This is a genomic window from Streptomyces sp. NPDC005485 (assembly GCF_040606085.1).
GTDB lineage: Bacteria > Actinomycetota > Actinomycetes > Streptomycetales > Streptomycetaceae > Streptomyces.
Window position 1 is genome coordinate 20047 of sequence record NZ_JBEXDZ010000055.1, and the last position, 17463, is coordinate 37509.

General features: G+C 70.0%; 19 protein-coding genes. 13 read left to right on the forward strand and 6 right to left on the reverse strand.

The features are described 5' to 3' along the window. The first annotated feature begins 134 nt into the window (after window positions 1-134). Window positions 135-668: a GNAT family N-acetyltransferase gene (locus ABZS97_RS20040; protein WP_356139612.1), complete on the forward strand. Its 534-nt coding sequence runs from the start codon at window positions 135-137 to the stop codon at window positions 666-668. 9 nt (window positions 669-677) lie between these two features. Here ABZS97_RS20040 and bcp read toward each other — a convergent pair whose 3' ends face one another. After that, window positions 678-1145, reverse strand: coding sequence for a thioredoxin-dependent thiol peroxidase (gene bcp / locus ABZS97_RS20045; RefSeq protein WP_356139613.1), 468 nt, complete (start codon window positions 1143-1145; stop codon window positions 678-680). Window positions 1146-1285: 140 nt separating this feature from the next. Between bcp and ABZS97_RS20050 the strand changes: the two genes are divergently transcribed. Both ABZS97_RS20050 and ABZS97_RS20055 read left to right on the forward strand, forming a co-directional pair. After that, the gene (locus tag ABZS97_RS20050; RefSeq protein WP_356139614.1) at window positions 1286-1624 is read left to right on the forward strand and encodes a DUF3618 domain-containing protein; all 339 of its coding nucleotides are present in this window, start codon (window positions 1286-1288) and stop codon (window positions 1622-1624) included. 43 nt (window positions 1625-1667) lie between these two features. Further along, window positions 1668-2012, forward strand: coding sequence for a co-chaperone GroES (locus ABZS97_RS20055; RefSeq protein WP_356139615.1), 345 nt, complete (start codon window positions 1668-1670; stop codon window positions 2010-2012). 88 nt (window positions 2013-2100) lie between these two features. Here the strand turns inward: ABZS97_RS20055 and ABZS97_RS20060 are convergent, their stop codons facing one another. After that, complete coding sequence (locus ABZS97_RS20060) at window positions 2101-4542, reverse strand: transglycosylase domain-containing protein (RefSeq protein ID WP_356139616.1); 2442 nt, start codon at window positions 4540-4542, stop codon at window positions 2101-2103. 201 nt (window positions 4543-4743) lie between these two features. Here ABZS97_RS20060 and ABZS97_RS20065 point away from each other — a divergent pair, with 201 nt between their 5' ends. From ABZS97_RS20065 to ABZS97_RS20080, 4 genes are all read left to right on the forward strand, one after another. Next, window positions 4744-5544, forward strand: coding sequence for an ABC-2 family transporter protein (locus ABZS97_RS20065; RefSeq protein WP_356139617.1), 801 nt, complete (start codon window positions 4744-4746; stop codon window positions 5542-5544). An 82-nt stretch (window positions 5545-5626) separates the two neighbouring features. After that, window positions 5627-6466 (forward strand): ABC transporter permease, encoded by an 840-nt coding sequence (locus ABZS97_RS20070; protein ID WP_356139643.1) that lies wholly within the window; start codon window positions 5627-5629, stop codon window positions 6464-6466. 2 nt (window positions 6467-6468) lie between these two features. Then, complete coding sequence (locus ABZS97_RS20075; protein ID WP_356139618.1) at window positions 6469-7545, forward strand: ATP-binding cassette domain-containing protein; 1077 nt, start codon at window positions 6469-6471, stop codon at window positions 7543-7545. Between the two features lie 33 nt (window positions 7546-7578). Continuing rightward, window positions 7579-8505, forward strand: a complete 927-nt coding sequence (locus ABZS97_RS20080; protein ID WP_356139619.1) for a DUF1707 domain-containing protein — start codon at window positions 7579-7581, stop codon at window positions 8503-8505. A gap of 49 nt (window positions 8506-8554) precedes the next feature. Here the strand turns inward: ABZS97_RS20080 and ABZS97_RS20085 are convergent, their stop codons facing one another. Continuing rightward, window positions 8555-9883, reverse strand: a complete 1329-nt coding sequence (locus ABZS97_RS20085; protein ID WP_356139620.1) for an SGNH/GDSL hydrolase family protein — start codon at window positions 9881-9883, stop codon at window positions 8555-8557. 220 nt (window positions 9884-10103) lie between these two features. Between ABZS97_RS20085 and ABZS97_RS20090 the strand changes: the two genes are divergently transcribed. From ABZS97_RS20090 to ABZS97_RS20105, 4 genes are all read left to right on the forward strand, one after another. Then, entirely contained in the window at window positions 10104-11498 is a 1395-nt protein-coding gene (locus ABZS97_RS20090) for a DUF445 domain-containing protein (RefSeq protein ID WP_356139621.1), read from the forward strand. A 109-nt stretch (window positions 11499-11607) separates the two neighbouring features. After that, complete coding sequence (locus ABZS97_RS20095; protein ID WP_356139622.1) at window positions 11608-13074, forward strand: MFS transporter; 1467 nt, start codon at window positions 11608-11610, stop codon at window positions 13072-13074. Window positions 13075-13149: 75 nt separating this feature from the next. Further along, complete coding sequence (locus ABZS97_RS20100) at window positions 13150-13617, forward strand: hypothetical protein (RefSeq protein WP_356139623.1); 468 nt, start codon at window positions 13150-13152, stop codon at window positions 13615-13617. 107 nt (window positions 13618-13724) lie between these two features. Next, window positions 13725-14105: a VOC family protein gene (locus ABZS97_RS20105; protein WP_356139624.1), complete on the forward strand. Its 381-nt coding sequence runs from the start codon at window positions 13725-13727 to the stop codon at window positions 14103-14105. Here the strand turns inward: ABZS97_RS20105 and ABZS97_RS20110 are convergent, their stop codons facing one another. Continuing rightward, window positions 14106-14633, reverse strand: a complete 528-nt coding sequence (locus ABZS97_RS20110; protein ID WP_356139625.1) for a levansucrase — start codon at window positions 14631-14633, stop codon at window positions 14106-14108. Window positions 14634-14666: 33 nt separating this feature from the next. Further along, window positions 14667-15116 (reverse strand): hypothetical protein, encoded by a 450-nt coding sequence (locus ABZS97_RS20115; RefSeq protein ID WP_356139626.1) that lies wholly within the window; start codon window positions 15114-15116, stop codon window positions 14667-14669. A gap of 172 nt (window positions 15117-15288) precedes the next feature. Between ABZS97_RS20115 and ABZS97_RS20120 the strand changes: the two genes are divergently transcribed. Next, entirely contained in the window at window positions 15289-16242 is a 954-nt protein-coding gene (locus tag ABZS97_RS20120; RefSeq protein ID WP_356139627.1) for a helix-turn-helix domain-containing protein, read from the forward strand. A gap of 76 nt (window positions 16243-16318) precedes the next feature. On the opposite strand, the gene ABZS97_RS20125 is transcribed toward ABZS97_RS20120, so the two are convergent. Next, complete coding sequence (locus ABZS97_RS20125) at window positions 16319-16621, reverse strand: hypothetical protein (protein WP_356139628.1); 303 nt, start codon at window positions 16619-16621, stop codon at window positions 16319-16321. 319 nt (window positions 16622-16940) lie between these two features. Here ABZS97_RS20125 and ABZS97_RS20130 point away from each other — a divergent pair, with 319 nt between their 5' ends. Further along, window positions 16941-17348: a DUF2267 domain-containing protein gene (locus ABZS97_RS20130; RefSeq protein ID WP_356139644.1), complete on the forward strand. Its 408-nt coding sequence runs from the start codon at window positions 16941-16943 to the stop codon at window positions 17346-17348. Window positions 17349-17463 lie beyond the last annotated feature (115 nt).

The window sequence follows — 17463 nt, forward strand, 5'->3', positions numbered from 1 at the left end:
ATCGGACAGTCACGCCCGAAGTGCAAATGTGGAAGGGGAAAGCGGCTGCTCTGTGGGCAGGGCGGTTGATATCATGTACCTCGCACGCCCAGCCTTCCGGCCCCGGACCCTTGTCCGGGCGGGAGGCTTTTTTCATGTCTACTCAGCATTCCGCGCAGCGGAACACAGAACCCGGCGACGTGGTCGTACGTCGCGCGACTCCCGATGATCGTCCGACCGTGGAACGGCTCTGGCTGCTGTTCCGCCATGATCTGTCCGAGTTCGCGGCCGGGGGGCAACTGCCCAACCCGGACGGGACGTTCCGCAGTGAGCGGCTGGAGGCGGCGTTCGCGGGTGGGGCGGACTGGGTGCCGTATCTGTTCACGAGTGGGGGGCGGCCCGTGGGGTTTGCCTTTGTGCGGGGGGTCACGGGGGCCGGGCGGGTGTTGAACAGCTTCTTCGTGGTGCGTGGGGCCCGGCGCGCGGGGATCGGATTGCGTGCCGTGCGGGACGTCGTCGCCCGGCACCCCGGGCCGTGGGAGATCGCGTTTCAGGACGCCAACGAAGGTGCGGTGCGGTTCTGGCGGCGCGTTGCCGATGAGGTCGCCGGGGGTGGTGGCTGGGTCGAGGAGCGCAGGCCGGTGCCGGGGCGACCGGACCTGCCTCCCGATGTGTGGATCTCGTTCTGAGCCCCGGGGTCAGATGCCCAGGTCCTTGATGATCTTCGCCACGTGGCCCGTCGCCCGCACGTTGTACAGGGCGCGTTCGACCTTGCCCTCCTCGTCCACGATCACCGTGGAGCGGATGACGCCCATGTACGTCTTGCCGTAGTTCTTCTTCTCGCCGTAGGCCGCGTAGGCCTCGGTGACGGTCTTCTCGGGGTCGGCGAGCAAGGTGATCCTGAGGGACTCCTTGTCGCGGAACTTGGCGAGCTTCTCCGGCTTGTCGGGGGAGATGCCGATGACGTCGTAGCCCGCGCCGGCCAGCAGCTCCAGGTTGTCCGTGAAGTCGCAGGCCTGCTTCGTGCAGCCGGGGGTGAGGGCGGCGGGGTAGAAGTAGACGATGACCTTGCGGCCCTTGTGGTCGGCGAGGGAGACCTCGTTGCCGTCGGCGTCGGGCAGGGTGAAGGCGGGGGCGGTGTCGCCGGGCTGGAGTCGCTCGCTCATCGGTACCTCACGTGGCCGGGTGGTGGGCTTGGTTACGGAACGAGCGTAGTGGGGGTGCCGAGCGGTGCGTCGCGGCCCGAGCTGACAGACTGTCGAGGGCACAGATCGGAAACACAGGACACGACCACGGAGGCTGCGCGGTGTCGGATACGTCGAGAGCGTCGGATATCAGGACTCCGGCGGAGATCGAGGCGGACATCAAGCGCCGCCGTGAGGTGCTTGCCGAGACGCTCGACGAGATCGGCGTGCGGGTGCACCCGAAGACGATCGTCGGTGACGCGAAGGCGAAGGTCGTCTCCAACATCGACCACACTCTCGGGCGGGCCTACGTCGGGGTCAACCGGATGGTCAGCGATGTGAAGGGCCAGCTCGTCACCGAGGAGGGCGCGCCGCGGCTGGAGCGGATCGTGCCCGTGGCGCTTGTAGTGGTCGGGCTGGTGGGACTGTTCGCCGTGGGTTCGCGGCGGCGCAAGGGCTGACCCGCCCGCGTACGAAACCGGTTGGAGCAGGTAGGTTCGGGGCGTGAGCGAGAAGACCACCCAGCACGACAAGTTGCCCATCCGCATGCTGCACGACCGTGTGCTGGTGCGGCAGGACGCCGCCGAGGGCGAGCGGCGTTCCGGCGGCGGCATCCTGATCCCCGCTACGGCGGCCGTCGGCCGGCGTCTGGCCTGGGCCGAGGTCGTCGCGGTCGGGCAGAACGTGCGGACGGTCGAGCCGGGTGACCGCGTGCTGTACGACCCCGAGGACCGCGCGGAGGTCGAGGTGCGCGGTACCGCGTACGTGCTGATGCGCGAGCGGGATCTGCATGCGGTGGCCGCGGACCGTTTCGAGGGGTCCGAGGATTCCACCGGGCTGTATCTGTAGCGGGGTCGGTAGCGAAGTCGTAGCGGCTTCGAAGGGGCTGGTGACGTCGTCACCAGCCCCTTCGCCGTGTTTCGCCGTGTTCGGCGGGTCAGTCGCGTCTTGAGAGCGGGCGCAGGGGGCCGCCGGTCGTCGTGCCTGTCGTGCCCGTGGTGCCGTTCGTCCCCGTGCTGGTGCCGCCGCCGGTGTCCGTCGCGCCGCCCGTGTCGGTCGTGCCGCCGTCGGTGGTCGTGCCGCCGGTGTCCGTGGTGCCGCCGTCGGTCGTGGTGCCGCCCGTCGTGGTCGTGCCGCCGGTCGTGCCCCCGTCGGTGGTGGTGCCGCCCGTGGTCGTCGTGCCGCCGTCGGTGGTCGTGCCGCCCGTCGTGGGGGTTCCGCCGGTCGTGGTGCCGCCGGTCGTGGGGGTTCCGCCGGTGGTGGTGCCGCCGTTGTCCTGGCCGCCGGTGCCCGGGGCGGTCGGCTCGGTCGGCGGGTACTCCGGCTCGTCCGCGCCCGCCTGGAGTTCGAGGTCGAAGTCGGTGGCCGGCTTGTTCCTGAGGGCGGTCTTGGTGAACTGCGCCCAGATCTGGGCGGGCGCGCCACCGCCGTTGATGCGCGGCAGGCCCATCGCGTTGTACAGCGACTTGTGCGCGCCGGTCTCGGGGTCCTGGCCCATGACGGCGACGACCGTGGCGAGGTCGGGCGTGTAGCCCGCGAACCATGCGGCCTGGTCCTCCTCGGCGGTGCCGGTCTTGCCGGCGGCGGGGCGGTCGGCGGCCTGGGCGGCAGTGGCGGTGCCGGTGTCGACGACGCTCTGCAGGACCGACGTGGTGGTGTCGGCGGCCTCCCGGCTGACGGCCTGCTCGGTGTCCTGCTTGGGCAGGCTGACGTCCGCCGCGCCCTCCTTGGTGATCTTGTCGACGATCGTGTACGTGCCGTGCTTGCCGTGGTTGGCGAGCGTGGCGTACGCCTCCGTCATGTCGAGGACGCTGGCGGTGGCCGGGCCGAGCGCGATGGAGGGGGAGGCGGTGAGGTCGGGGGTGTCGGAGGGGATGCCGAGGTCCTGCGCGGTGTCCTTGACCTTGTCGGGGTCGACGTCGACGGCCATCTGGGCGTACACGGAGTTCACGGACTTGTCGGTGGCGGTGCGCACGGTGATGTTGCCGTACGAGACGCCGTCCTCGTTCTCGGGTGCGTACGAGCCGCCGCTCCAGCCCTGCACGGGGCGTTCGTTGGAGCCGTCGTAGATCGTGTTCGGGGTGATGGTGCGGCCGTCCTGGGTCTCGGACCCGTTCTGTACGGCGGAGGTGAACACGAAGGGCTTGAAGGTGGAGCCGACCTGGTAGTCGCGGCGGGTGGCGTTGTTGACGTACTGCTTGGTGTAGTCGATGCCGCCGTACATCGCGAGGACCTTGCCGGTCTTCGGGTCGATGGAGACGCCGCCGGCGCGGACGTACTTGTCGACCTTGTTGTTCTTCTTGTCGAGCTTGTCCATCACCTGGTCGTTGACGGCCTCGACGAAGGCGTCCTGCTTGGACTTCTGGAGCGTGGTGGTGATGCGGTAGCCGCCGGCGCTGAGCGTGTCCTCGTCGATGATCTTGTTCTCGAAGAGGTAGTCGTTGACGGCCTTCACGAGGTAGCCGCGCTGCCCGGACATGCCCGCCGAGCCCTTGGCCTCCTTGGGCATGGGGAACTTGACGTTCGCCCGGTCGGCCTCGCTCAGCCACTTCTTCTTGACCATGCCGTCGAGGACGTAGTTCCAGCGGGCGAGGGCCGCGGACTTGTTCTCGGGGTGCGCGATCACGTCGTACTCGCTGGGCGCGTTGAGCAGCGCGGCGAGGTAGGCGCCCTGGCCGACCGACAGGTCCTGGGCGTCGACGCCGTAGTACGCCTGCGCGGCGGCCTGGATGCCGTACGCGTTGCGGCCGTAGTAGCTGGTGTTGAGGTAGCCCTCGAGGATGTCGTTCTTGCTCTTCTGCCGGTCGAGCTTGATGGAGATGAAGAACTCCTTCACCTTCCGTGTCGCGGTCTGCTCCTGGCCCAGGTAGTAGTTCTTCACGTACTGCTGGGTGATCGTGGAGCCGGACTGCTTGCCCTTGCCGGTGACCGTGTTCCAGCCGGCGCGGAGCATGGCCTTGGGGTCGATCGCCGACTCGGTGTAGAAGTCGCGGTCCTCGGCGGCGAGCGTCGCGTGCTGGGCCTCCTTGGAGATCTGCGCGAGTGACACGTTCTCGCGGTTGACCTCGCCGTCGCGGGCGAGCTGGCTGCCGTCCGCGTACAGGTAGACGTTGCTCTGCTTGGTCGCTGCGGCGTTGGCGGGCGGGATGTTCACCAGGTAGTAGCCGAGCGCGAAGAGGCCGACGAGCAGCAGGATCACGGTGATGAACGTGCCGAGCACCATGCGCCAGGTCGGGATGAGCCGGCGCCAGCCGGTGCGCTTCGGGCGCTTGGGCTTCTTGCCCGCCGTGCCCTGGGCCGGCGCGGGCGGGGGAGCCGTCTCGGGCTCCCTGGGCGCCCAGCCCTGGGTCGGTTGCTGCGGCTGCGACTCGTCGCTCATCTGTTTGCCGGACTCCTGTTTTGCGTCTTGCGGTCCAAAACGCCCACGTACGCGTTCTGCGCCCCCTCTTGAAGACTGTCGCACCAAGCGTTCCGTTCCCGGACCTCGGCACGCGCCCGCCCCGAAAAATGCGTGGCAGCCGCCGCAGGCCCGGAACTAGGCTCGTGCGCTTGGGCCGAAATCAACGGAAGGGGCTCCTCCGTGGGCACTGGACGGTTGTATGCGGCCGTCGCGGCGGGAGGCTTCCGCCGGTACGCCACCTATCGGGCGGCCACGGCGGCCGGGGTGTTCACGAACACCGTCTTCGGGATGATCCTGGCGTACACGTACATCGCGCTGTGGGACGAGAAGCCGCATCTCGGCGGCTACGACCAGGCGCAGGCGCTCACCTATGTGTGGCTGGGGCAGGCGCTGTACTCGACGCTGGCCATTCAGGGCGGCGGCGCGGAGAAGGATCTGATGGCCCGCATTCGCACGGGTGAGATCGCCGTCGACCTGTACCGGCCGGCCGATCTCCAACTCTGGTGGCTGGCGAGCGACTTGGGGCGGTCGCTGTTCCAGATGCTGGGGCGGGGCGTGATCCCGTTCGCGTTCGGTGCGCTGTTCTTCCCGATGGCGCTGCCCGGGGACGTCACCACCTGGCTGGCGTTCCTGGTCGCGCTCCTGCTGGCGATGGTGGTCAGTTTCGGGATCCGGTATCTGGCGGCCCTGAGCGTGTTCTGGCTGCTGGACGGCATGGGTGTCTCGCAGGCCCTGATGATCACGGGCGTCTTCTGCTCGGGCATCGTGCTTCCGCTCAACGCCTTTCCGGGGGCGTTCGGCGACGTCGTCCGGGCGCTGCCGTGGGCGGCGCAGCTCCAGCTGCCGGCGGATGTGCTGATGGGGGAGACCGATCCGCTGGGGGCGTTCGCCCTGCAGGCGGTGTGGGCGGTGGTGCTGCTGGCGGCCGGGCGGCTGCTGCAGTCGGCGGCGACGCGGCGGGTGGTGGTGCAGGGTGGCTGAGCCCCTCGGCGAGAGGTTGCGTGAGATGGCCGGTGCGGGGTGCGGCGAGATGGCCGGTGAGAGGCCCGGAGAGGTCGTCGGTATGCGGTCTGGCGAGATCGTCGGTGCGAGGTCCAGGGCGCGTGAGGGGCTGCGGGCCTATCGGCTGATCGCCGCGATGTGGATCCGCTCGTCCATGACCTACCGCGCGTCCTTCGTCGTCACGATGTTCGGCAATCTGCTGATGACCGCCATGGACTTCGTCGGGATCCTGCTGATGTTCTCGCAGGTCGACTCGCTCGGCGGCTGGACGCTGCCCGAGATCGCCTTCCTGTACGGCCTGTCGGTGACGGCCTTCGGGATCGCCGACCTGGTGCTCGGCTCGATGGACGTCCTGGGCGCCCGGATCCGCGACGGCTCGTTCGACACGCTGCTGGTGCGGCCCGCGCCGGTGCTCGCCCAGATCGGCGCGGACCGTTTCGCGGTGCGCCGGGTGGGACGGATCGTGCAGGGGGCGGCGGTGCTGGCCTGGGCGCTGGTGTCGGTCGATGTGGAGTGGAGTGCGGCGAAGGTGCTGCTGATGCCGGTGATGGTGTTCAGCGGGGCGGCGATCTTCTGCGCGGTGTTCGTGGCGGGCGCGGCCTTCCAGATCTTCGCGCAGGACGCGGCGGAGGTGCAGAACGCGTTCACGTACGGCGGCACCACGCTGTTGCAGTATCCGCCGAGTGTCTTCGGCAAAGACCTGGTGCGCGGGGTGACGTTCATGCTGCCGCTCGCCTTCGTCAACTGGGTGCCGGCCTCCTATGTGCTGGGGCGGCCGTACCCGCTGGCGCTGCCGGAGTGGGCGGCCTTCGCGCCGCCGCTGGTGGCCGTGGGGTGCTGTGCGCTGGCCGGTCTGGCGTGGCGGGCGGGGCTCGGGTCGTATCGGAGTACGGGGAGTTGAGCGTGACAGAGCAGGCGTTCATCGAGTTGGAGCGCGTCGAGAAGGTCTTCGACGTGCGCAGGAAGACCGGCTTCCTGAAGCGGGAGCGGCGGCAGGTGCGGGCGGTGGACTCGCTGTCGTTCACCGTGGCGCGCGGCGAGATGGTCGGCTACATCGGCCCGAACGGTGCCGGGAAGTCGACCACCATCAAGATGCTCACCGGGATCCTGACCCCGAGCGGCGGCCGGTTGCGCGTCGCCGGGATCGACCCGTCCCGGGAGCGGACCCGGCTCGCGCGGCGCATCGGTGTCGTGTTCGGGCAGCGGACGACCCTGTGGTGGGACCTTCCGCTGATCGACTCGTACGCGCTGATGCACCGCATGTACCGGATCCCGGACGCCCGGTACCGCGAGAACCTCGACCGGTGCGTCGAACTCCTCGAACTGGGCGAGCTGTTGGACGTCCCCGTCCGTCAGCTCTCGCTCGGCCAGCGGATGCGCGGCGATATCGCGGCGGCCCTGTTGCACGACCCGGAGGTGCTCTACCTCGACGAGCCGACCATCGGCCTCGACGTGGTCAGCAAGGCCAAGGTGCGGCAGTTCCTGCGGGAGTTGAACACCGATCGCGGCACGACGGTCCTGCTGACGACGCATGACCTCCAGGACATCGAGCAGCTGTGCCGACGTGTGATGGTCATCGACCACGGGCGGCTGATGTACGACGGAGCGCTGGCCGGGCTGCACGAGGTGGGGGAGAGCGAGCGCACCCTGGTGGTCGATCTGGAGCGCGAACTGCCGCCCATCGAGGTGGAGTCGGCGCGGGTGGTGAAGGTGGAGGGGCCGCGGCAGTGGCTGGCGTTCCCGGCGTCGGCGTCGGCGGCTCCGCTCGTGGCGCGGATCGCGCGGGAGTATCCGATGGTGGACCTGTCGGTGCGGGAGCCGGACATCGAGGCGGTCATCGCGAAGATGCTGTCCTCCATGGGCAGCGCCCCCGGTTCCATGGGCGGCGCCCCGGACTCCCTGGACGGCACCCCTGATTCCCTGGCCGGGACCCCTCAACCCCCGGCGGAAAATCCCCCGGTGGGGAAAGCGGTCTCATAGCCCGCCGCGCGGGGAACTCGTAGTGTGGCTGTCATGACCGATGCCGTGCCTTCACCGGAGACGCCCCCGGGTCACTCGACCCCTGAGCTCCGGGCTTCCGACGCCGATCGTGAACGAGTCGCCGAGCAGCTGCGGGACGCCGTAGCCGAAGGCCGCCTCGACATGGAGGAGTTCGAGGAACGGCTGGAGGCGACGTACAAGGCGCGTACGTACGGAGAGCTGGCGCCGATCACCCGTGACCTGCCGGGTGCGGTGGCCGTCACACCGGTGTCGATGGTCAAGCAGCCCGCACAGAGCGGGAGTTGGGCCGGTCGGATCGTCGGCGGCGAGGGCTCGTCCTCGTGGGGTGTCGCGATCATGGGCGGGTTCCAGCGCAAGGGGCAGTGGACGGTGCCCAAGCGCTTCACCTCCTTCACGTTCTGGGGCGGTGGCGAGATCGACCTGCGCGACGCGAACTTCGCGGACCGCGAGGTCGTCATCAACTGCGTCGCGATCATGGGCGGCGCGAACGTGATCGTGCCGCCCGGCGTCGAGGTCGTCGTCCGCGGCCTCGGCATCATGGGCGGCTTCGACCACCGCCAGGAGGGCCGGCTCGGCGACCCGGGCGCCCCCCGCGTGATCATCACGGGCTTCGCCTTCTGGGGCGGCGTCGGCGTCGAGCGCAAGCTGCCCCGTGCCGAGCGCCTGCGCCTGAAGGAGGAGCGCCGCCAGGAGAAGCTGGAGCGCCGGGAGTCCCGCAGGGAGCTGGAGGGCCGCTCCGACCAACCCGACGTGCTGGACGACCTGTACGACACCGCCCGCGAGGCCCTTGAGGAGCACCGCGAGCTGATCCGCGAGCGCCACGACGAGCGCAGGCAACGCCACGAGGAGCGCCGCGAGCGTCACGAGGACCGGCGTGAACGGCACCGTGAGCGCCACGAGGACCGGCGCCGGGACCGGGGCTGGGACGGCGACCACTGAACCGCGCGGGGGAGACCGGCCGTGGCCTGCTCCTTCGGTCAGGGGCGGTTCACAGCTCGGCCGGTGCCGCGCCCTTCAGGTCTTCGAGGTCGAAGACCTCCGCCATCCGCTGGTAGCCCTTGTCGCTCGGGTGGAGGTGGTCGCCCGAGTCGTAGTCGGCGCGCAGCCGGCGCGGGTTGTACGGGTCGCGCAGCGCCTTGTCGAAGTCGACGACGGCGTCGTACACCTTGCCCGCGCGGATCTGCGCGTTGACCTGCAGGCGTACGGCCTCGCGGGCGGAGCTGTAGCCGCGGTGCCCCTGGAAGGGCATCAGGGTCGCGCCGACGACGCGCAGTCCGCGGGCGTGCGCCTGCCGGACCAGGGTGCGCAGCCCGTCGGTGATCCGGTCGGGGTCGGCGAGCTTCGGGTTGCGCAGGATGTCGTTGACGCCGAGGTCGATGACGACGGCCTTGACGTTCGTGCGGTCGAGGACGTCGCGGCCGAAGCGGGCCACACCGGCCTGGTTCTCGGCGGGCCGGCCGAGGCCGTCGGCGAGGACCTGGTTGCCGCTGATGCCCTGGTTGACGATGCTGTAGCGGGGCACGTCGGCGGTGCCGGCGGAGGAGCGCACCCGGTCCGAAAGGATGTCCGTCCAGCGGCTGTTGGCGCCGACGGTGGAGGTGATGCCGTCGGTGAGCGAGTCGCCGAAGGCGACGACGGTGCCCGCCGACTCGTTGCTGAGCACGTCGAGAGCGGTCAGATAGCGCCAGTACGGGGTCTGCTCGGCGTACGGCGTGCCGCTCACGTCCTCCGTCCGGTCGCCCTCGGCGACGTAGGAGATCTGCTGGGCGTGCGGGTGGTAGGTGACCGGTCCGGACGGGATCGGCGAGTACGTCGTCACGAGGACGTCCGCGTCGTGCGGGATCTCCACGCGTACGGCGTCGCTCAGGACCTGCTGTCCGGGCTGGATGATCACCGAGAGGCTGCCGCCGAAGGTGAGGCGGCGCATGGTGCCGGTCGCTGCCGCCGCGTTGTTCACGGCCGCCGCCACGGCGAGGGAGGCGTGGGTGATGGTCAGCGGCTGCTGTCCGTAGAGATTGGACAGCGTGATGCGGGCACCCGTACCTCCGGCGCCCGCGTGCACGACGTTGCGGACCGAGCGGCCCGCCATGCCGCCCGTCTCGGTGCCGGGTTCGGCTCCGACGGGGGAGGCCGACCAGGAGCCGACCCAGGAGCCGGTGGAGGCGGGGGCGGCCGACGGGTGCGAGGTGCGGCCGCCGGCGAGAGTGTTGCGTGCGGTGCCGTCGTCGGCTGCGGCGCCGAGGTATATGGCGCCGGAAATGACCACGATCACAGCGATGATCGCGGACAGCAAGGCATAACCGTGACGCTTGGTCATGCGGTGCGGGTCTCCTCGGGCGATGGGAGCCCGAGGCTCCGATGTGATGACCCCATGATGCGTCATGGAGCAGGGGGCAGCTGAACAGGACCCCCCATTGGGCCGCGGAGTTCCCCAGTGACTTCCCCCCTCCGGACAGACGCCGGGAACTCTTGTTCCGTTCCAGGAGTCGGTCAGGAAGGGACAATGTTTGTAGGGGGACCGTGAACGGGTGGAGTGGATGGAACGCACAAAACCGGATGAAACGAGTGGCGTAGGGCATGATGCCCGGCCGGGCGCCGCCGATAACGCGGCGGTGCCCGGCCGGGCTGCCGGCAGTGGAGCCGCCGCTCCCGCCCCGGTGGGCCGCGCGATGACGTCCTTCAGCCCCGCCGACGAGGAGAAGCAGCGCGGCGTACGCCGTATGAAGCTCACCGCGACCGGCCTCCTGCTGTTCGTGGCCGTGGTGTACGTCCTCGCGAAGTGGGCGTCCAACGCGGGTGCGGGCGCCTGGGCGGGGTACGTCGCGGCGGCCGCGGAGGCCGGCATGGTGGGCGCGCTCGCCGACTGGTTCGCGGTCACGGCGCTCTTCCGCCACCCGCTCGGCCTGCCCATCCCGCACACCGCGATCATCCCCACCAAGAAGGACCAGCTCGGCGTCTCGCTGGGCGAGTTCGTCGGCGAGAACTTCCTGTCGTCCGATGTCGTACGGCAGCGGTTGCACGCCGTCGGCATCGGCAGCCGGCTGGGCGCCTGGCTCGCCGAACCCGAGCACGCCGACCGGGTGACGGCCGAGCTGGCCACCGCGCTGCGCGGCGCCCTCACGGTGCTGCGCGACTCCGACGTCCAGGCGGTGGTGGGCGAGGCGATCACGCGCCGCGCCGACGCCCAGGAGATCGCGCCCGGCATCGGGAAGATGCTGGAGAAGGTCGTCGGGGACGGCGGTCACCGGCGGGTCGTCGACCTCGTCTGCGTCCGCGCCCACGACTGGCTGGTGCTGCACAGCGACTCCGTGATGGACGCGGTGCAGGGCGGCGCCCCCGGCTGGACCCCGAAGTTCGTCGACAAGAAGGTCGGCGAGCGGGTCTACAAGGAACTGCTCCGCTTCGTCACCGAGATGCGCGACGCCCCCGCCCACCCGGCCCGCGGCGCCCTCGACCGCTTCCTCACCGACTTCGCCTCCGACCTCCAGTCCGACACCGACACCCGCGCGCGCGTGGAACGCCTCAAGGGCGAGGTGCTCGGCCGCGGCGAGGTCCAGGACCTGATCGCCTCCGCCTGGACGGCCGTACGCTCGATGATCGTGTCGGCCGCCGAGGACGAGCGCAGCGAGCTGCGGTTGCGCGTGCGGGCCTCGCTGCTGTCGCTGGGCGCCCGGATGGCCGTCGAGCCGAAGATCCAGGCCAAGGTCGACGGATGGGTGGAGGGCGCGGCCGTGTACGTCGTGACGACGTACCGCAAGGAGATCACCTCCCTCATCACGGACACGGTCGCGGGCTGGGACGCCGAGCACACCACGAAGAAGATCGAGGCCCACATCGGCCGTGACCTGCAGTTCATCCGGATCAACGGCACGGTGGTGGGGTCGCTGGCGGGGCTGCTGATCTACGTGGTGTCGCGGGCGCTGGGGGCGTAGCGGCGGTGCTCGCGGGACGCACGGGACGGAGGCGTTGCCGCACACGGATGGCGTGAAGGCGCTGCTCGCGGGCACTCGGACACGGTTCGCCCGACGAGGAGGGGAGCCCATGTCCAGCGCCGACATGCAAGTGCAGACCGGAACGGTGACCACGTCCATCCCCGCCCGGCTCGACCGCCTCCCGTGGTCGCGCTGGCACTGGATGATCGTGGTCGGGCTCGGCACGGTGTGGATCCTGGACGGCCTGGAGGTCACGGTCGTCGGCAACATCGCGGGCCGGCTCTCCGAGCCGGGCAGCGGACTGCCGATCTCGTCCGCACAGGTCACCGGTCTCGCCGCGGCGCTCTATGTCGCCGGAGCCTGCACGGGCGCGCTCTTCTGGGGCCGGCTCACCGACCGCTACGGCCGCAAGAAACTGTTCATGATCACGCTCGTGGTCTATCTGGCGGCCACGGCCCTGACGGCCGTCTCCTTCGAGTCCTGGTGGTTCTTCACCTTCCGCTTCCTCACGGGCTTCGGCATCGGCGGCGAGTACGCGGCCATCAACTCCGCGATCGACGAGCTGATCCCGGCCCACTTCCGCGGCCGGGTCGACCTGATCATCAACGGCAGCTTCTGGGTCGGCGCGGTCGGCGGCTCGCTCCTGTCGATCGTCGCGCTGAACACGGACGTGTTCGCCGAGAACGTGGGCTGGCGACTGACGTTCGCCCTCGGCGTGGTGCTCGGCCTGGTTATCCTCCTCGTCCGCCGCAACGTCCCCGAAAGCCCGCGATGGCTGCTGATCCACGGCAGGGAGCGGGAGGCCGAGCAGGTGGTCGCCGCGGTGGAGGAACGCGTCCGCGAGGAGCGCGGCGGGCGCGAACTCCCGGAACCCGCCGGGGAGATCACCATCGAACAGCGCAAGACCATCGGCTTCCTCACGATCGCCCGCACGGTCTTCGCCGACTACCGCAGGCGCGCCGTCCTCGGCCTCTCCCTCTTCGTCGGCCAGGCCTTCCTCTACAACGCCATCACCTTCGGCTTCGGCGCGATCCTCACGACGTTCTACGACGTCTCCACGTCCGACACCGGCTACTACTTCGCCGTCATCGCGGTCGGCAACTTCCTCGGCCCGCTGCTGCTCGGCAAGCTCTTCGACACGGTGGGGCGGCGGGTGATGATCTCCTCGACGTACCTGCTGTCCGGGATCCTCCTCTTCGGCACGGCCTGGCTCTTCGACCAGGGCTCGCTGAGCGCGGTGACCCTGACGGCCTGCTGGTGCGTGGTGCTGTTCTTCGCCTCGGCGGGCGCGTCGAGCGCGTACCTGACGGTCTCGGAGATCTTCCCGATGGAGACCCGAGCCCTCGCCATCGCCTTCTTCTACGCCATCGGCACCGCCGCGGGCGGCATCAGCGGACCGCTCCTGTTCGCCGACCTCACCAAGACAGGCAAGGTCGGCGACACGGTCCTCGCCTTCCAGATCGGCGCGGGCCTGATGTGCGCGGCGGGGCTGGTCGCGGCGGCACTGGCGGTACGGGCCGAACGGCGCTCCCTGGAGGACATCGCCAAGCCGCTCACGGCCGTGGCGACTCCCTAGGAAACGGTGGAACCCAGGGCCGTCTGAGTACGCGTACTCTGTCGAGCCGTCCGCACGCGCGCAACTCTCGTACGCATGACCGAGAAGCTGTTGAGCCCTCTGCGAACGCGCCGCTGGCCGGAACGCTGGCTGACGCGCGTACTCGGCGCCGCCCTGTCCTGCGCGGCGTATCTCGTCTGCCTCCCCTGGGACCTGCGCAACCGCGTCCAGCTCCCCGGGTCCGACACGGAGACGACCCCGATGACGGGCATCGGCGTCCTGCTCCTGGGCGCCGCCCTGCTCCTCCTGGCGGCCTACTTCGGCCACCGGGACGCGCTCGGCTGGCCGCTGCTCCTGGTTGCCGTGCCCCCGGCGGCGCTGATGTACGTCTCGCTGAGCGCACACCCCGGCCCGCCGGACGGGTTCGCGAACGCGTGGCCCCTGGCGTGGGGGTTCTTCACCCTCCTCATCGCGGCCGGGGTGTTCGTCGCGGCCGTCGTGGCACGGCAGTTCAGGGCAGACTCGGCGGACGAGGAACTGATGCCGGCGCAGCGGTCGTCATGACCGGCGATCGTGATGACCAATGGTCTTATCGCGATGACCAGTGGTCCTATCGTGATGACCAGTGGTCTTGATGACCGGCGGTCGTGATTTTTGAGGAGAGGTTCGTCATGACCATCCGCAGAGTCGTCCCGAACGTCCAGGTCGAGTCCGAGAAGGCCATGGTGAACAACCGTGACTTCTACGGCCTGTTGGGCTTCGAGGAGGTCATGAACCTGGGCTGGGTCAGGACCCTCGCCTCCCCCTCCAACCCCACCGCGCAGATCAGCTTCCTCACCGAGGAGCGCACCGCGCCGGTCGTGCCCGACCTGAGCGTGGAGGTCGAGGACGTCGACACCGTGTACGCGGAGGTCGTCGCCTCGGGCGCGGAGATCGTACGGGAGCTGCGGGACGAGGAGTGGGGCGTAAGGCGCTTCTTCGTGCGGGACCCGAACGGCAGGGTCGTGAACGTGCTGGGGCACCGGGACCGAGTCACCGGTGCCGCCCGCTGATCACTGGCCGAAGAAGTACTGCGAGCCCTTCTGGATGAAGTACGACGCGTAGACGCGACCGAGCGCGGGCTTGCCGCGGTACATCCCGACGTACTGCTGCGTGCTGTCCACCACGACCGGCCGCGTCATGCAGGCGAACTTGATGCGCTGCTGGGCCTCCGCCCAGTGGACGGCGGCAGGATCGACCCGGTCGCTGACCAGCAGCGGGAAGGCGCCGATGCCGTTCTGCAGGCCGACGGGCAGGCCGCCCTTGTTGTCCTTGGCGTACTTCATCACCTGGTCGGTGAAGCCCTCGATGGCGGGGACGGTTATCTCGGGGACCGCCGCGGCCACGGTGAACAGGTGCAGCCGTGTCGCCATCCAGCTCATGCGGAAGTCGGCCCGCCGCCCCACGAGGACGGGCACACCGGCCCAGTCCTCCCACCGCGTCTCGCATCCGTCGGCCGTGAGCCTGCTCTGCACCGAGGCGAGATAGGCCTGCGGCGCCGGCTGTCCTTGCTGCCCGTGTCCTGGCACCTGTCCGTACATGGGCGGGATCCTATGCCCCGGGTGCGCGGGTTCCTATGCCCCGGTCGTGGACCCGGGCCGAATGATCATCAGCACGGTGACGGTGGCCCAGAGAAGGTTGAAGATCCCCGTGAACATGGCGAGCCGGACGGCCGCCGCGGGGTCGCCGCCGCCGTCGACGAACACGTTCTGCCGGGGCAGCACCAGAGCGACGAGGACCAGCGCGGCGAGCGCCGTCAACGCGATCGAGACGACCAGCCAGGCGTCCCCGAGCACCCCCATGTTGCTCGCCGTGGCGAACCCGAAGACGGGGACGACGACGCCGACGGCCGCGTACACCCGGCAGATGCGGTGCAGCAGCCGTACGGTCTCCGCGGCCCCCACGTCATCCGGGTCGGCGAGGGCTTTGCGCGCGCTGGGCGGGAAGAGGCTCGCTGCGACGGTCACGGGTCCGACGGCGACGATCGCGGCGATGACATGGACGGCGAGGAGGAACTTGGTCACGGGGTGACGCTAGGTGCACGGCGGATCTTGCAGAAGTGGCGGTTTTGCCAGGGTGTGACGGATTCTCGCCAGGGGTTCCAGGGGCTCGTGCCTGCGCCGAAGCGCAGGGGGTTCGCTGATGCGACGTGTACGACGACTTGGCCATAACCCGTCGGATGCCTACGCTCTCGCCATGCACACTGTGGCCGTACTGGCGCTGGACCAGGTGATTCCGTTCGACCTCTCCGCCCCGATCGACACGTTCGGCTGGGCCAGGCTGCCGGACGGGCGGGAGGCGTACAGGGTCCGGGTCTGTGCCCCGGCGGAGGAGGTGAGCGCGGGCTCGTACAGCCTGCGCGCGCCCTACGGCCTCGACGCGCTCGCGGACGCCGACACGATCGTGCTGCCCGGGGTCGCCGACCCCACGGTCCCGCTGCCGCCGGGGGTGGCGGAGGCCCTGCGCGCGGCGGCGGCGAACGGCACACGGATCGCCTCCGTCTGCGTCGGCGCGTTCGTCTTCGCCGCCACGGGACTCCTGGACGGGCTGCGCGCGACCACGCACTGGTTCGCGGCGCAGGACCTGGCGGAGATGTACCCGGCGGTGACGGTCGACCCGAACGTCCTGTACGTCGACAACGGGCAGTTCCTGACCTCGGCCGGCGCCGCCGCGGCCATCGACATGTGCCTGCACATGATCCGCAGGGACCACGGTTCCGCCGTGGCCGCGCATGCCGCCCGGATGGCCGTCGTACCCCTCGAACGGGAGGGCGGCCAGGCCCAGTTCATCGTCCACGACCGGCCTCCGGCCCCGGCCGGCGCCACGCTGGAACCCCTGCTCGGATGGCTGGAGGACAACGCCGACCGCGACCTCGCACTGGACGACATCGCGGCCCACGCCGGCATGAGCGCCCGTACCCTCAACCGCCGCTTCCGCGAGCAGACGGGGACGACACCGCTGCAGTGGCTGCACCGTGCGCGGGTGCGCCGGGCCCAGTACCTCCTGGAGACCACCGCGTACCCCGTCGAACGCATCGCGGCGCAGGCGGGATTCGGCTCCCCGACGGCGTTCCGGGAACGCTTCAAGAGGGTGGTGGGGACGAGCCCGTATGCGTATCGGCGGGCGTTTCAGGGGGTTGAGGGGGTGTAGTTGGGGGGTCGGCTGACTTGGATCTGCTGGGGTGGGCTGGGCTGGGTTGAGGTACGGCTTCCGGGGGCCGGGCTGATCAGGCGTGCCGGTCGGCGACCGCCCAGGAGGCGAGGGCGACGGCTCCGGCGACGCCGAACACGGCGGGCCAGGCGCCGACCTTCTTGGCCAGCGGGTGGGACGCGCCGAAGGCGGCGACGTACGCGACGGTCAGCGCACCCGCGGCCCTGCCGCCGGCCTGCTGCCGCCACTGCTGCGCGGCTGCGGCTCCCGCGGCGGCCAGGACGACCCCGCCGAGCTGCCGCTTCTTGGTCCAGCGGGCTACGCCGTATCCACCGATGAGCCCACTCGCGGCCACCGCCGCGGCCGGTACCTTCGCCATTTTGCTGCCTCCCGCTGCTGCGTCTGTCGATCGAACCGAGGCTAACGCTCTCGCGGGGCCACGCCACTGCCGCCCTCGCCGTCGCGCCCGTCTCTTGCCACAGGCGTACTCCGAATGTCCTTCCTCCCTCGGGGAACCCGACGGCTGAGCACGGCTCAAGCGCTGCTGACGCGCAAGTACCTACGCTCGCGAAGCCGAGCCGCGTTGGCAGGGATCGGATTCGGATTCGGATCGGAATCGTAGGAGAAGACACACGATGAGCATCCTGAGCAGCGCGGACCCCACGAGTCCGGCGAACACGATGAACACGACGGACGCGATGAGTTCGCTGAGATGGAGTGAGCTGGTCGAAGTGGTCCGGCAGTCCGGCCAGTACCTCTCCGAGTCGGAGGCGGAGCGCGTCATCCGTATCGTGCTGTCCGCGCTGGGCGGCCACGTGCACGGCGACGTACGCGACGAGCTGGCGAGCCGGCTCCCCGAGGAGGCGGGCCGGCTCGTCGCGACGCAGCTTCCGGCCACGCGGCGCCTGACCGCCGCGCAGTTCGTCGACAGCGTCGCGGCCCGCATCCTGGGCGCCACCCCGGCCACGGCCCGCTGGGACGTCACGTCGGTGCTCAGCGTGCTGCCGAAGGCGGTGGGCAACGAGGTCATCGACCAGGTCCTGGAGCAACTGTCCTCCGGCTATGCCCTGTTGTTCGGCAGGGCGGACCTGACGTTGGCGACGTGAGAGTGGTGACGTGACGTGACGTGACAGCGGTGACGTGAGGCCGCCGGGCTGATGCCGACGGCCTCACACCGCTTACGGTGGCCGTCCGGCCGCGCGCGGACATGGACCGGAAGCC